Below are 13,258 nucleotides of genomic sequence, written 5' to 3'. Positions count from 1 at the left end.
CCATGGTTATCCGCATAATTTGTGGATAACTGTATGGACAGTATATGTAACATTATAATATATAATGTAAAATTGCTTTAGGTTGTTTTTTAACCTTGTGTGGACTTTACTTTACAATCGCTAAAGCAAAGCCATCATGTCCTTTGCTGCCTACAGTTTGTAATGCTGTGCACGATAAAATTCGCGAATGATTTTGCATGGCTTTGAACATGTCACGAATCCCTTCAATGCTTGGTTTGTGATTGTCAGGATTTAAAATTTCCCCTGCACGAATTACATTGTCTAAAAAGATAATTGTACCTGAGCGTGAAAGTTTAAGACTCAGTTCCAAATATTCAGGATAGCTTTGTTTGTCGGCATCAATAAAAATAAAATCAAAAGCTTCAGTATCTTCTGGCAGAGCTTTTAGAATTTCTGCAGCACGACCAACTTTTAATTCAACCTTTTGTTTTAATTGAGCGCGGTCAATATTTTCTTGTCCCAAAGCTGCATGGGTATCACGTCCTTCAATCGTGAGTATATAACCATCTTCAGGCAGCGCACGTGCTAGCCACATTGTGCTATAAGCTGCGAATGTGCCCAATTCCAACACACGTTTGCATTGATTCATTTGAATGAGCATTTGTAGCAACATGCCCTGATTTGCCGCAACTGCAAGGTGATCTGGAAAACCTTTGGCATCGGTATTTTCTAAAGTTTGCGTCAAAATTGGGTCTTCGGGAATTAAATGTGATTCGATATAGTGATCGATATCCGTCCACATTTGTTGCATAGCGTGCTCACCTTTGTTGCGATGTGTGCATTGTAAACTTTTCTGCTCAGAGTGCAATTTATTCGCGGAATGGAGCAGGTGATAATCTATTTCGCAATAAAAAAAGAGGTCAATTTGACCTCTTTAGGATTTAATTCTAAACAACACTGAATTAGAAATTACACATAGATGAATGGCGGCTTAAATCTGGCCCCCAAGTTCGATAACCTTGTGTATCAATATGAATTTGTCCTGAAGCGTATAAGCCTAAGCCCATGTTTAAACTTTGACCATATTGCTGCCAGAACTGACACAGTCTGTATTTGGTACTTTCAATATAGGCATAGTCTTCGGCATTCGGGAATTGTGGCCCAATTCTAAAATCAATGGCTGAGTTAAATAAGTGACGCGATGAGTTCGCACCACCTGCACATTGATTCAGTGGTAAATCTCGATAGACAGAAGTGACTTCAAAATCAGTTAAGACTTTAGAGGCGACCAAATATTTAAATACACGCAAGGTAGGCACCTGATTTTGCCACAATTCACGACTTGGAATCATAAATTGCGAACGTCCACAGCGTTGCCAGTCACGTGCGGTACGCATTAATTCAAAACTTGGAATAATATTGCCAACACCGTTGTGTTCCAAGAAGCGTTCATATTCACGAACTTGGCGTAAATTGTCACTCACTGCCACCCATGCATTATACGAATAAGGCACAATTTTAGGTGCTACCTGACGCTCATAGGTGATTTTTTCTTGAGGAATGAAAATTCGTTTTCCATCGGGCGTGGTGATCGTTGTTGTTCTGTTTGGGGTTGAACTACAGGCAACCAAGATAACGGGAACAATGCTGAACGAAAACAGCGCCTTGAAAAATTTCTTCATTAGGCAAATCAGATATTTATTTAAAGTGGCAGTATTCTAATCGAAAATGCTGGTTAAAATTTGAAAATATTGCAATCAAATGTGTGTTTTAGGTATAAAAAAAGATCAGCACAGGACTGATCTTTTTCACAACAAGACGAACTTACTTTTCTAAGTATTGTAATTTGTCTGGTTTTCCATTCCATTCTTCACGATCAGCAGGTTGATCGCCAATTTGTGTAATGTTTGGCCAAGTCTGTGAAAGTTCAGCATTTAGCTCGATAAACACTTCCTGACCTTCTGGTAATTCATCTTCAGAGAAAATAGCGTTGGCAGGACACTCTGGTTCACATAATGCACAGTCGATACATTCGTCTGGATTAATGACAAGGAAGTTCGGACCCTCGTAGAAGCAGTCTACAGGACAAACTTCAACGCAGTCTTGATATTTACATTTAATACAGTTTTCAGTGACAACAAATGTCATGGCGACAGCTACCTAAAAATATGGTTCTAATTCAGAATAGTCTATTTTAGGCAAAAATCACTACAACTAACAATCGCTTTTACTGATATTTGATATAGACAGTGCTGCTAAATTTGATAAAAGGGGGATAAAACCATCAAAAAAACTTATAAATGACAAAGACTCTCAATTGAGAGTCTTTGTTTAGCTCAAATATTTTAGAAATAACAGCGGCTAAGCGTTCAATTGTTCCTTTAAAGCATACAATTGTTCCAGCGCTTGTCGTGGCGTTAAATTATCGACATCTATACTGCGTAATAAATCTAAAGCAGGTGATGGTTTTTCTACCTCTATTACACGTTCAATCACTTCTGGTTCAGCTGAGCTTGTTGCTGGTGCAAATAGGTCATCTTGAACGGCTAAATTGACATTTTTGTGCTGCTGTTTTTCTAAAATTCTTAAACGGTTTTGCGCTTCTTTAATCACATTGGCTGGAATGCCTGCCAATTTTGCCACTTGCAAACCGTGACTTTGGCTTGCAGGACCTTGTTGAACTTTGTGCAAGAGAATCAGGTTGCCATTCATTTCTTTGGCGGTTACGTGGTAGTTATCCACCCCAGATTCTTTGCTTAATTCGGTCAATTCAAAATAATGCGTTGCAAATAGGCATAAACATTTGATGCGTTTGCTTAAATCCAACACACATGCCCATGCCAAAGATAAGCCATCGTAGGTACTGGTTCCGCGACCAACTTCATCCATCAGCACCAAAGACTGTGAGGTTGCATGGTGTAAAATTTGTGAAGTCTCAGTCATTTCGACCATAAAGGTCGATTTACCTGTCGATAAATCATCGGCAGAACCAATACGGGTAAACACGCGATCAATAGGACCTAATACGGCTGTTTGGGCAGGCACATAACTACCACAATAGCCAAGTAGGGCAATGAGTGCGGTTTGACGCATATACGTTGATTTACCGCCCATATTCGGGCCAGTAATAATTGCCAAACGATGATTGTAGTCGAGTAAAGTATCATTCGGTGTAAAGGCGGTTTTACTCAAGGCCTCAACAACAGGATGACGTCCTGCAGTAATTTTAATTCCAATTTCAGGGCTATATTCAGGGCGTGCCCAATTGCGTAAACGTGCTTGATGGGCAAAGTTTGCCAATAGATCAATTTGTGCAATCGCGCTGCTCATCATTTGTAATTGAGCAATGTCTTGGCGTAATTCATCCAATAGCATTTCAAATAGCATCTTTTCACGGGCTAAAGCACGGGACTCGCTAGACAGGACTTTATCTTCAAAACTTTTTAGCTCTGGGGTGATGTAGCGTTCTGCATTTTTTAAAGTTTGACGACGGATATAGTGTTCAGGTGCTTGCTCGGCTTGGGCGCGAGTGAGTTCAATGTAGTAACCACTGACACGGTTGTAGCCAATTTTTAACGTTGGGATACCGCTTTCTTGGCGCTCTTTGACTTCTAAATCAATCAGGAATTGCCCCGCATGATCACGGATTTTGCGTAGTTCATCGAGTTCACTGTCAAAACCCTCTGCAATGACATTGCCATCACGCAATAGTACAGGTGGGTTTTCTACAATTGCCTGCATCAGCCGTTGATGCAGTCCATGAAAATCGCCCAGTTCTTCATTCAGGTTTTGAATGAGTGCGGATTGTTGTGCAGAAACAATGGGCTGTAAGGCATGACGCAAATAGGGAATTTGCGCACAGGCCTGACGTAGTTGTACCAAATCACGTGGGCGTGCGCTACCGAGTGCGACACGACTCAGCACACGTTCAATATCACTAATTTCTTTCAGTACCAAACGCACAGGCGACTCATGGTAACCTTGTATTAAGGCTTGAATTGCATCCAGTCTTGCATCTAACAATGCCGTGTCACGCAAAGGTTGCATCAAGGTACGACTCAGTAAACGGCTACCCATGGCAGTTTGGCAATCGTTAATCAGTTGGAATAAAGAAGTGCCGTGTTCAAATAATGGTTCAACCAACTCCAAATTACGTCGGGTCACAGGATCAAGCGCAATAAAATTGCTGCTTTGTTCTAATTGAATACTGCGAATATGTGGTAAAGCCGTTTTTTGGGTTTCTTTGGCGTAGTGTATTAACGCTGCCGCTGCTGCTTTGGCTAAGGGCAAATGATCAATACCAAAACCTGAAAGTGTCGATACAGCAAACTGATCACAAAGCGTTTTTTGCGCATTGTTTAGGTTGAAATCGACATTTGGGCGTTTGGTCACAGGGCAGTCAAGTTGCTTTTTAACCTGTTCAATAATATTCGGATCGACAATATCTTCATCGACCACAATTTCGCTTGGCATTAAACGAGAAAGTTCAATCACGAGTTGTTCAGGCAAATAATCCATTTGCTGAACTTTAAAAATCCCTGCACTTAAATCCAGCAACGCGATACCAATTTGGTTTTGCTGTAAGCATAAAGAGACCAAGTTGGAAGATTGATGACTGTTGAGCAAGGCATCATCGGTGAGCGTGCCTGGGGTGATAATCCGTACTACTCCACGCTCTACAGGACCTTTGCCTGTCACCTCGCCAATTTGCTCACAAATTACCACGGTTTCGCCTTTTTTGACCAAGCGAGCGAGATAACCTTCAGCAGCATGATATGGCACGCCCGCCATTGGAATAGGTTTGCCACTAGTTTTACCACGGTGGGTGAGGGTAATGCCTAAAAGTTTGGCAGCTTTGTGTGCATCATCAAAAAATAATTCGTAGAAATCGCCCATGCGATAGAACATTAAAGAATGTGGATGTTCCATCTTCACCCGTAAGTATTGCTGCATCATTGGAGTGTGTGAAGATAGATCAGCCATGATTTCTGTCATGTTCATGCAGTTGAAGTCCTTTAATTTGAAGCGTAATTTAAGTGTAAGTATGTGACTAGCTTATTTTACGCCATCTTAGTCAAATTAGTGAACCTGCATGTCATTGTTGCTCGCTCTCTAACGAGTCGAACATCGAGCGGTTTAAGCTTTTAAATGGATAATATTCAATTGATCTGGTGTGTTAGTGAGCACACAGCCATAAAAAATATCGCCCATAAAATCTAAACCGACAGTTTCAAAAATGATATCGCATAGCTCAAAGAGCTTAGCTGTTGAAAATGTATGATTTGCGAAGTTAAAAGTGAAAATTATTGTGTCATTTGGCTGAATTTTACTGAGTTTTTCGTGTAATTCATCGTTATAAAAAGCATCGAAATTTGATTGTTTTCTATGGATTCATTTAGAAAGTAGTGCATGTTGTAACATTATGCTTTGCATGGTCTTATTTCTAGCTAAAGCCGTACTTTGGAAAAACTTCATCACAATCAAAGTAAAAAAAGCCATCATCTTTTCAGATCATGGCAAGCTATTATTCAAACTCAAGCTATGTAGAATTTAAAAATTCAAACTATATGACACGCCCAAAATATTTTGGCTCATGCTTAAATTGGCTTCGCCACCACCAAAATCAGCGGGGATAGAGTTGTTACCTTGCACTGTTTCTTTGAGTGCGTGTGTATAAGCCACACTTACATTTTGTTGATCATCGAGTCGCCGAGTTGCACCAACACTTAAATGCTCTTGTACCACACCTGGTGCCAAAATATTTAGGAAGGTTTGATCATTTTTAACAGGCTGATCGTTATAGCTATAACCCGCACGTAAAGTCAGTTTTTCTGAGGCTTGATAAGTCGCTGAAATTTTATAGACATTGATGTCATCCCATCCAAAACCAGGACCTTGTGTTGTGCCAAATTTATTGTTTGCGAATAATTGATCCAGTTTATTGCCAACAGAATCTACATCTGAATAATTAATGCGTAAGTAATCTGTCGCGACTGATAAAGCAGGGGTAAGTTGATAATTTAAACCTACACCATAGCTTTCAGGTACGTCAAAATCACCTTGTTTGGCAAATAAACCTTCATATTTCTTAAAGCGGCTGGCATTAATTTTAGATGAATAGCTTGCACCAAGGGTCAGTTTCTCATTTGGTTTTGCAGACCAGCCAATACGTGCACCTACACCGTATGAATCGTCATTGCCACGGTCGCTAATTGCTGCATCGTTGGACGAAGCACCACCAAATACATCACCAGCAAAACCTTGTGCGCTAAAACGTTGATATAAAATATTTGCAGCCAAAGCTATAGATTGATTTTCTGCATATTTGCAAGATAAAGCAGGTGAAATAAAGGCTTGGGTTAATGAAATACCTGCGCTTCCTGTATTATCATAAACTGCATAAGGATTATTTTTATAATTGGTATTCATGCCACCATTGCCATAAACCGCAATACCCGCAGTGACTTGTTCATTCACTGGGTGAACATAACCTAGATCTGGAATTACAAAGTATTTACGGCTATTGCCATCATACTGACCATTTGCTCCATAACCATTTCCTGTAATTTCAGACTCACGATCTGGAGAGAAAATAGTTAAACCTGCATCAACACGCTTATCTAACCAGCTCAAACCCGCTGGGTTGCTTGCAATAGTCAGACTGTCCTGAAAATTGGCAATGGCTGTGCCTGCATTTCCTTGAGATTTCGCACTATATGCATGCATGAAATATCCTGTTGTTGCAAAAGCAGATGTTGAAAACAAAGGTGCGATAACAGCAATTGAGATAAAAGAAGATAGATATTTCATGAGAATATAGATCGAGTAAAAACGATATATGCGGCAGTATATTGAAAAGTTATATTCTTGTATTTGAATATAAATTCATATCTTTATTATATTTTTGAATATAGAGCTATGAAAACAGCAAGGGTATTCATTCTATATGTATATCAAAATGATGCTTCAAATCTTTTGACCAAAGAAGCTCCCTTGGGAGCTTCTTTATTGATTTACATTGCTTTAATTCATCATCATAAAGTGCTTTATGCCAAATTTTCTAACACAAATTGTGGCGATTTAATAAATAATCGAATTAATGCTTGAGCAGAACTCGAGGGTTGACGAACACCACGTTCCCAACTTTCTAAAGTTCGGGCAGAGATACACAATTTTGCCGCAAGTTCAGTTTGTGAAATATTCATTTTTTGCCGAACTTTAATGATCTGTTGTGCTAAATCCAAACAAGCCGTTTGCTCTACAGTATGATTCACATGATTATGACTGTGTTGAAGCAGATGCATAGTTATCTCCTCCTTAGGGTCGAATAAACAAGTCAATGAGTTATTAAAATAAGTATTGTCCTACAGCTGCATAAATTTGATACTGCAAAATTTACACTTTAGAGTGAAGCAAAGATGGCAACACTGTAAGAAATGATAAGAAAATTCAAGAGTCAAAGTGGGGCGGGGCACGACCTTGTGGCAGAACAAAAAGCGGCTCAGTTTGAAATAGTGTTGGTGTAAACGATGTTTTAAAAGACAAAACCCGAATTTGCGTTCGGACTAAAATTGGTCTGATTTTGTTTTCAAATAATGGTAGTGCAAAACTATAAACTAGACAGTATTCACATTCATGATCTGTATGCGCCGCATCTTCAGATGATGCATGTTCGTGTGAACTTTCAAGTCCGAATGCAACATGAGTCGCAGTTTCATGGTGTGTAGATGAATACGAAGAATGGGGTGCGGTGCGTTCTAAAAATAATGCTTGGGCAATAGTTTCACAGACAGAGGAAAAATGTTGTTTCTCTGGTAATAAAGGCTGTAGGAACACAGCGACTTGTAACAAGATTGCAAATAATCCTAGCAATCTGCCCCACATCATAAACACTGTATCAATCTTTTATTCAATTTATTCATGTAATACTATAACAAAAATGACAATGATAAATATTGAAGTATTACACGAAGTTTTAATTAATATTTAACCTAATATTGAGCGTTATTTAAGCATTCAACAGACCCTAGTATCATCTTGTAAAAGAAACTGTCGGAAAACCTGCTTCCAGCCAAGCTTGCATACCACCTTGCATTGAATAGACTTTCTCGAAACCCATTCTTTGTAAGGCTTGAGTGGCAAGTGCAGAACGCGCACCAGTACCACAAAGTAAGTAAATATCTCGTTCAGCCAGATTGGTAAGAGCACGTTCAACATCGCAATAGTGGTTTACTACAGGGTGTTGTGCAATTTTCATTTCTAACATGCCGCGTGGAAAATTCACTGCACGGTCTATTGCACAAGCCTGATGTTCTTCAGGTTCTCGTACATCAATCAAAATAATATCGGGATGTTGCAAATATTTTTCATGCAATTCTTGCACGCTAATTTCTGTAATTTCACTTTTGGCTTCAGTGATTAGTTGATCTGGTGTTTTCATTCATCCACACTCATTTATTTTGAGTTTATATAATATAATATTATATATTTAATAAGATTTTATTATTGTTAGGAAATGTGTCTGATCGAATATCGTTGTGATTTTCTATAAAAACATTTTAAATCAGGTGTTTAAATCCTAATAAAATTTAAGTCATCAATTGATCAAAAAGTCATATCTTATTCAACTATAAGGTATATACTAGATCTAACACTTTTGTTCGATTGTTCAGGGGACGTCAAATGCCTGCAAGATTTTTTGGAATTTTTCTGGGTTTAATTGCAGCGGTATTAATCATTGGTGGATTATTCATCAATATGATCAGTGGTGAAGCTACCGTCGTGGAATACTGGATTTTATTGTTGCTTCCATGTTTTGGTATTCCAATTTTGTCTGCAGTGTGCCTAAAAGAAATAGACTAAGCACAAAAGTATAAGTTTTCTTTACATTAAAATTGATAGATGATTCATCGCATTTAATTTTAATGATCCAAAAGCCCATGCGATCATGGGTTTTTGTGTTTACAGCAAAACAGTTGGTTTTGAGTTTTATTTGAATATTTGCAAAGCAGCGTTGCAGAATTGGGCTGTTCAGCAGCCTAGTCATAGTTAAATGCTATTAAAATCTAAAGACAATATTTAAGTTTAATAACATGTAAGCATTCCATTATCAGGTATTGCCAATCAATGTTCATTTTGGCGTAGGTCATCTGCAAAAAATTCAAGAGATTTTACGATCTTATACCTATAGGCGTATTTTAACTATTGCCACTGCAGGGCAAAAAGCCGCAGGCGAGCGTTTATTGGCACTAATCCAAGACATGGCTGTAGCGGTCTATCCTCATGCGGTGATGCATGTGCCAAAAGAAGTTGCCGATCAAGCCATTCAAGATGTGCAGCGTTTAAAGGTCGATTGCTGTTTGGCACTCGGCGGTGCTCTGCGATTGGTTTAGCCAAAGCAATTGCTTTAGAAACCCATTTACCGATTATTGCAATTCCGACCACTTATGCAGGTAGTGAAATGACTGCGGTGTATGGCATCACCGAAAACCAGCTGAAAACCACAGGCAAAGCAGCTCAAGTTTTGCCTAAAGTAGTGATTTATGATCCTGAATTGACACTCAACTTACCCACTGAAATTTCGGTATGTTCGGGTATGAATGCGATGGCACATGCAGTTGCGGCATTATATGCACAGGATAAAAATCCCATTGTAAGTTTAATGGCGCTAGAGGCGATTACTCAACTGGCACAGGCTTTACCTGAAATTGTGCAAGCGCCTCATAATATGCAGGCACGTGAACATGCTTTATATGGCGCATGGTTGGCAGGTGTGTGTTTGGGTTCGGTGGGTATGGCAATTCATCATAAAATTTGCCATAGCTTGGGCGGACGCTATCAGTTACCACATGCGCAAACCCACGCCATTGTGTTGGCGTATTCAGTGCATTACAACCGACATGCAGATATTGCTGCAATGAATCAACTGGCAGCGGCTTTAAATGTGTCAGATCGGGAACAGTTAGGCTTGGCGATTTATCAGCTTAACCAAAAATTGAATATTCCAATGGCACTTAAAGATTTAGGATTACCCGAAACAGCACCTGCCCAAGTGGCACGTATTATCTGTGATAGTCCATATTATAATCCACGTGAATATGACTATGCCGAATTAGAGGCTTTATTGACCAAAGCCTATTGGGGACAAGCACCGCTATAATGCTGCTAAAAAATAGCATGATAGATAAAAAACCGAAGCCACTTAGACTTCGGTTTTTTATTTGCCGTGACGGATTACGGTTTATACAAGCCTAAATCTTGCAAATGTAATCTAAGAATACGTCGCAGTTCCAATACAGCTTCTGGCGTTTCCTGAATGGAATGTCCGCCTTTAATAATTTTTTCTGAAACAGCGCCATCTAAGTGGGCACTGTTGTAATGCACCACATCGTCATTCATTAACAGATGCTCAGTGCTGTCGGTATTATTGCCAATAATACTGTGATATTTAAATCCTTTGACAGGCAAAATATCTTCAGTTAATTCCGTAAATTTGGAATTTTTACTTAAATCACTCGGTCCATTTTGAATGACGCCATGCCCAATTTCTTTGGTTATATTTTTTAAATCGACTTCATGTTGCTGCAAGGTATCCGCAAACGCGCTTAAAAATGCAGTCGGTAAGCGAATGACTTTACGTGCTGCAAGGGTGAACCAGCGGTCTGCAAACTCTGTACCTTTATGCGGTGCAGCCAAGAATATTGCACGGTTAAAATTGGTGATGGGTTTAAGGCGCAAACGTGCTTGCAACAAAGGATCAGATTTAAAGCGTTCCAGACGTCGGTTTTTAAGCATTTGCATGGCAGGTTGAGTTAAATCAGTATCGCTGACCAACAAACGTGCCAAAATACCACCCATGCTGTGTCCAATTACTACAGCATCTTTTTTGGCTGCAGCAGAAGGACTGACCTGTTTAAAGCCTTGTTGAAGCAAGGCATAAATTTGGAAACGGCTTTCTAAAATTGGCATATTGGTCGAGTAAAACACTTGCCAGACTTGAAAGTTTTCCCGCAATACAGGATCGCCCATAATATCGTTGGTTAAGCGAATCCACGCTTCGGGGCTACTGGCCAAACCATGAATGAGGACAATGACTTTTTTATTCGGATTATACGGCTCAAGTAAGTACAAATGCGGCATACTGAGTCGTTCTTCACGATCAATTAAGGATAAATAAGCCGATTTACCTAAATTATTTTGCGCTAACCACAAGCCATAAGGTGCAGAAAAGTTAGCTGCAAGCGGGTAGTTCTTTTGTGCAATTTGGGCAGATTCATATTTATACGGATCATAAGCCTTGAGCTTAAAATGCGGCCGATTCAAAATATCTTCAATGGAATTGGCGCTATGTGGTTCTGCAGTGATTGTCGCGGCTAAATAGCGAGCTTGGTGAATATTTGGATTTTTTCCTGCAGGATAATCATATTTTAGCGGATCAATAATATATTTGCTTTTGCTCAGATCATCGTTTGGATTTTCAGGTAGTACCACTAGAAATTCAGACCCAAAACCATCACGGCGCGTGACCGAGCGCAAACCCGAAAAGTTCAGGTTATAGGTTGACATCAACTGCTGAATTTTCTGCTGTTTCAACTGTGGGTAGTAATCAAAATCAATGTCATAAATACTGTTGCCAACACGAATTTGTTGTTGTAATTCATCGTGTTTATAGCGCAGCGCATAGCTGCTGACCAATTTGGCAATCGCCTGATTATAAAAATCCCGAATTTGGACTTGTCTGTTATCAAAAAGACGGTCTTGCGGCGCACGTTTGGTTTTAAACATGTAGGCGTAACTATAACGAATACTTTGATCGAGCATGTGCAATTGCTGATCTAAACATTGTTCATAATTGGCCTGATGAATTTTTTGTTGTTCTTCCGATCTTTTACTGTTCAGAATACTGATTTTACAGGACGATGAATTTTCCAGTTCAATCGCTTTCGCTAAATATAATTCACTGGCGGTTGAGAGCAGTTGTTCATCCTGAATTTGTGGGATTTGCTTGAGTGCACTCACACATTCTTCAGGTTTTTCGGCACAAATATTGGCTTCACGCCCTGTCATCGACAAGACATTTAAACTGGCTTCACTGAGCTTTTTGCGCGATAAAATACTATCACGTTCATTGGCAATACTAACTTTTAACGCCTGATTTTTAACACTGACCACCTGACAACCAGACAGCAGTGTTGTACTGAGCAATGCAGCAATCACAATTTTATTCATGGAAAGTCTGGCTTAATTTTTTAAGATTTTTTTCCATCATACGTTTTTTTAAAGCTTTTTCAATTGCGTAGAAAGCAAAATAGACCGTCGAAACGGTCTATTTTTAGGTATTTTTGTATCGATTTTTTATTAAGTGCGTGGTGCGATCACTTGCCACACATTCCAGCGACCTTGCTTTTCAATTTCAGCAATCAAACGGTCAGCCACTTCGGCTTCTTGCGGGTATTTGATTTTATAGTTTTTCAAAGTTTGTACTGCATTTTTCTTTTGTTCCATGGCAATATAATTGTTTGCCGCAGACAAATAAGCTTCCTGCACACCTGCTTTCATGGCTTTGTCTAAATAAGGAATGGCTTCACGATGACCGCCACCTTCAGACAGACCGAAACCAAACCAGAAATTCGCTTCGGCATCTTCCTGATTAATTTTTAAGATACGTTGCGCATAGTTAAGTGAGCGTGTGGTGTAAACAGAGCCTAAGTCTAGGTTACGTGCCATAACACTGGCTTTAAATGCACGCATCAAAATATCAAAAGAGGCATTTTCATTGGCTGCCAAAGTGTCTAATTGTTGAGTCACTTCTTTGAGCTTTGCCTCGAAACCACGACGTTCCTGACGTTCGCTAAAACGTGGTGGATAGTGACGTGCTTTGCCTTCGACCAATTGTAAGAAGTCATCAATTTCGGTGATGTCAATTTCGTTTTCACCTGCCAAAACTGCAAACTTCAAGCTACGGGCATTGTTATTGACCGTAGGTACAATCAATTTGTTTTGATCTAAGGTAATGCTTTTGCTTGGATCATTTGGGTTAGTAACCACCATTTTAGTCACAGGCTGTGCTGCTGCTTTTTGTAGGTTAATTTCAAATGGTGGTGGGGCATCATAATTAAATGGATTTAAGGCATAGAATGGTGCACTTAATTCAGGTTCGGTAAATACGATAGGTGGTTTTACTTCTTGTTTTGGTGGTGCAACACAGGCGCTAACGAGCGTTGCGGCTAGAATACTGAGTGCCAAAGGCTTAAGGGTCATGGTGTTCTTCCGTTCAATTTATTTTAAAAGTGAGAGG

General features: G+C 39.5%; 13 protein-coding genes. 3 read left to right on the top strand and 10 right to left on the bottom strand.

The window, feature by feature from the left end; genetic code table 11:
- Window positions 1–106: 106 nt before the first annotated feature.
- The 8 genes from FTU71_RS01650 to FTU71_RS01615 all read right to left on the bottom strand — a co-directional run bounded on the left by FTU71_RS01650 (window position 107) and on the right by FTU71_RS01615 (window position 8,401).
- Window positions 107–772: an O-methyltransferase gene (locus tag FTU71_RS01650; protein ID WP_004973089.1), complete on the bottom strand. Its 666-nt coding sequence runs from the start codon at window positions 770–772 to the stop codon at window positions 107–109.
- A gap of 151 nt (window positions 773–923) precedes the next feature.
- The gene (locus tag FTU71_RS01645; RefSeq protein WP_004973092.1) at window positions 924–1,643 is read right to left on the bottom strand and encodes a D-Ala-D-Ala carboxypeptidase family metallohydrolase; all 720 of its coding nucleotides are present in this window, start codon (window positions 1,641–1,643) and stop codon (window positions 924–926) included.
- 142 nt (window positions 1,644–1,785) lie between these two features.
- Window positions 1,786–2,109 (bottom strand): ferredoxin FdxA, encoded by a 324-nt coding sequence (gene fdxA / locus FTU71_RS01640; RefSeq protein ID WP_004973093.1) that lies wholly within the window; start codon window positions 2,107–2,109, stop codon window positions 1,786–1,788.
- Between the two features lie 213 nt (window positions 2,110–2,322).
- Complete coding sequence (gene mutS / locus FTU71_RS01635; RefSeq protein WP_180111202.1) at window positions 2,323–4,962, bottom strand: DNA mismatch repair protein MutS; 2,640 nt, start codon at window positions 4,960–4,962, stop codon at window positions 2,323–2,325.
- Between the two features lie 549 nt (window positions 4,963–5,511).
- Window positions 5,512–6,771, bottom strand: coding sequence for an OmpP1/FadL family transporter (locus tag FTU71_RS01630; protein WP_180111199.1), 1,260 nt, complete (start codon window positions 6,769–6,771; stop codon window positions 5,512–5,514).
- Window positions 6,772–7,007: 236 nt separating this feature from the next.
- Window positions 7,008–7,265, bottom strand: a complete 258-nt coding sequence (locus FTU71_RS01625) for a DNA-binding transcriptional regulator (RefSeq protein WP_004973099.1) — start codon at window positions 7,263–7,265, stop codon at window positions 7,008–7,010.
- 145 nt (window positions 7,266–7,410) lie between these two features.
- Window positions 7,411–7,845 (bottom strand): DUF2946 family protein, encoded by a 435-nt coding sequence (locus FTU71_RS01620; protein ID WP_154321263.1) that lies wholly within the window; start codon window positions 7,843–7,845, stop codon window positions 7,411–7,413.
- 148 nt (window positions 7,846–7,993) lie between these two features.
- On the bottom strand, window positions 7,994–8,401 hold the full coding sequence (locus tag FTU71_RS01615; RefSeq protein WP_096900921.1) for a rhodanese-like domain-containing protein: 408 nt from the start codon (window positions 8,399–8,401) through the stop codon (window positions 7,994–7,996).
- Between the two features lie 242 nt (window positions 8,402–8,643).
- Here FTU71_RS01615 and FTU71_RS01610 point away from each other — a divergent pair, with 242 nt between their 5' ends.
- From FTU71_RS01610 to FTU71_RS01605, 3 genes are all read left to right on the top strand, one after another.
- Entirely contained in the window at window positions 8,644–8,823 is a 180-nt protein-coding gene (locus FTU71_RS01610; protein ID WP_004973110.1) for a hypothetical protein, read from the top strand.
- A gap of 254 nt (window positions 8,824–9,077) precedes the next feature.
- Window positions 9,078–9,353, top strand: a complete 276-nt coding sequence (locus tag FTU71_RS14565; RefSeq protein WP_253103581.1) for an iron-containing alcohol dehydrogenase — start codon at window positions 9,078–9,080, stop codon at window positions 9,351–9,353.
- Complete coding sequence (locus FTU71_RS01605; protein ID WP_253103578.1) at window positions 9,314–10,120, top strand: maleylacetate reductase; 807 nt, start codon at window positions 9,314–9,316, stop codon at window positions 10,118–10,120. The genes FTU71_RS14565 and FTU71_RS01605 overlap by 40 nt, the downstream gene beginning before the upstream one ends.
- Before the next feature lie 74 nt (window positions 10,121–10,194).
- Here the strand turns inward: FTU71_RS01605 and FTU71_RS01600 are convergent, their stop codons facing one another.
- On the bottom strand, window positions 10,195–12,189 hold the full coding sequence (locus FTU71_RS01600) for an alpha/beta fold hydrolase (RefSeq protein WP_180111197.1): 1,995 nt from the start codon (window positions 12,187–12,189) through the stop codon (window positions 10,195–10,197).
- Window positions 12,190–12,318: 129 nt separating this feature from the next.
- On the bottom strand, window positions 12,319–13,221 hold the full coding sequence (locus FTU71_RS01595) for an ABUW_2363 family tetratricopeptide repeat lipoprotein (protein WP_004973117.1): 903 nt from the start codon (window positions 13,219–13,221) through the stop codon (window positions 12,319–12,321).
- Window positions 13,222–13,258: the final 37 nt, after the last annotated feature.

This window comes from Acinetobacter sp. YH12136, assembly GCF_013418545.1.
Classification (GTDB): Bacteria; Pseudomonadota; Gammaproteobacteria; order Pseudomonadales; family Moraxellaceae; genus Acinetobacter; species Acinetobacter towneri.
Note: the sequence above shows the minus strand (reverse complement) of the source record. Positions and strands in the feature narration are given on the sequence as shown.

Excerpts from the sequence above, each read along its gene's own strand:
- mutS (WP_180111202.1), bottom strand. The coding sequence starts at position 4,962 with ATGAACATGACAGAAATCATGGCTGATCTATCTTCACACACTCCAATG.
- FTU71_RS01595 (WP_004973117.1), bottom strand. The coding sequence starts at position 13,221 with ATGACCCTTAAGCCTTTGGCACTCAGTATTCTAGCCGCAACGCTCGTT.
- FTU71_RS01610 (WP_004973110.1), top strand. The coding sequence starts at position 8,644 with ATGCCTGCAAGATTTTTTGGAATTTTTCTGGGTTTAATTGCAGCGGTA.
- FTU71_RS01620 (WP_154321263.1), bottom strand. The coding sequence starts at position 7,845 with ATGTGGGGCAGATTGCTAGGATTATTTGCAATCTTGTTACAAGTCGCT.
- FTU71_RS01600 (WP_180111197.1), bottom strand. The coding sequence starts at position 12,189 with ATGAATAAAATTGTGATTGCTGCATTGCTCAGTACAACACTGCTGTCT.
- FTU71_RS01630 (WP_180111199.1), bottom strand. The coding sequence starts at position 6,771 with ATGAAATATCTATCTTCTTTTATCTCAATTGCTGTTATCGCACCTTTG.
- FTU71_RS01615 (WP_096900921.1), bottom strand. The coding sequence starts at position 8,401 with ATGAAAACACCAGATCAACTAATCACTGAAGCCAAAAGTGAAATTACA.
- fdxA (WP_004973093.1), bottom strand. The coding sequence starts at position 2,109 with ATGACATTTGTTGTCACTGAAAACTGTATTAAATGTAAATATCAAGAC.
- FTU71_RS01645 (WP_004973092.1), bottom strand. The coding sequence starts at position 1,643 with ATGAAGAAATTTTTCAAGGCGCTGTTTTCGTTCAGCATTGTTCCCGTT.
- FTU71_RS01625 (WP_004973099.1), bottom strand. The coding sequence starts at position 7,265 with ATGCATCTGCTTCAACACAGTCATAATCATGTGAATCATACTGTAGAG.
- FTU71_RS01650 (WP_004973089.1), bottom strand. The coding sequence starts at position 772 with ATGCAACAAATGTGGACGGATATCGATCACTATATCGAATCACATTTA.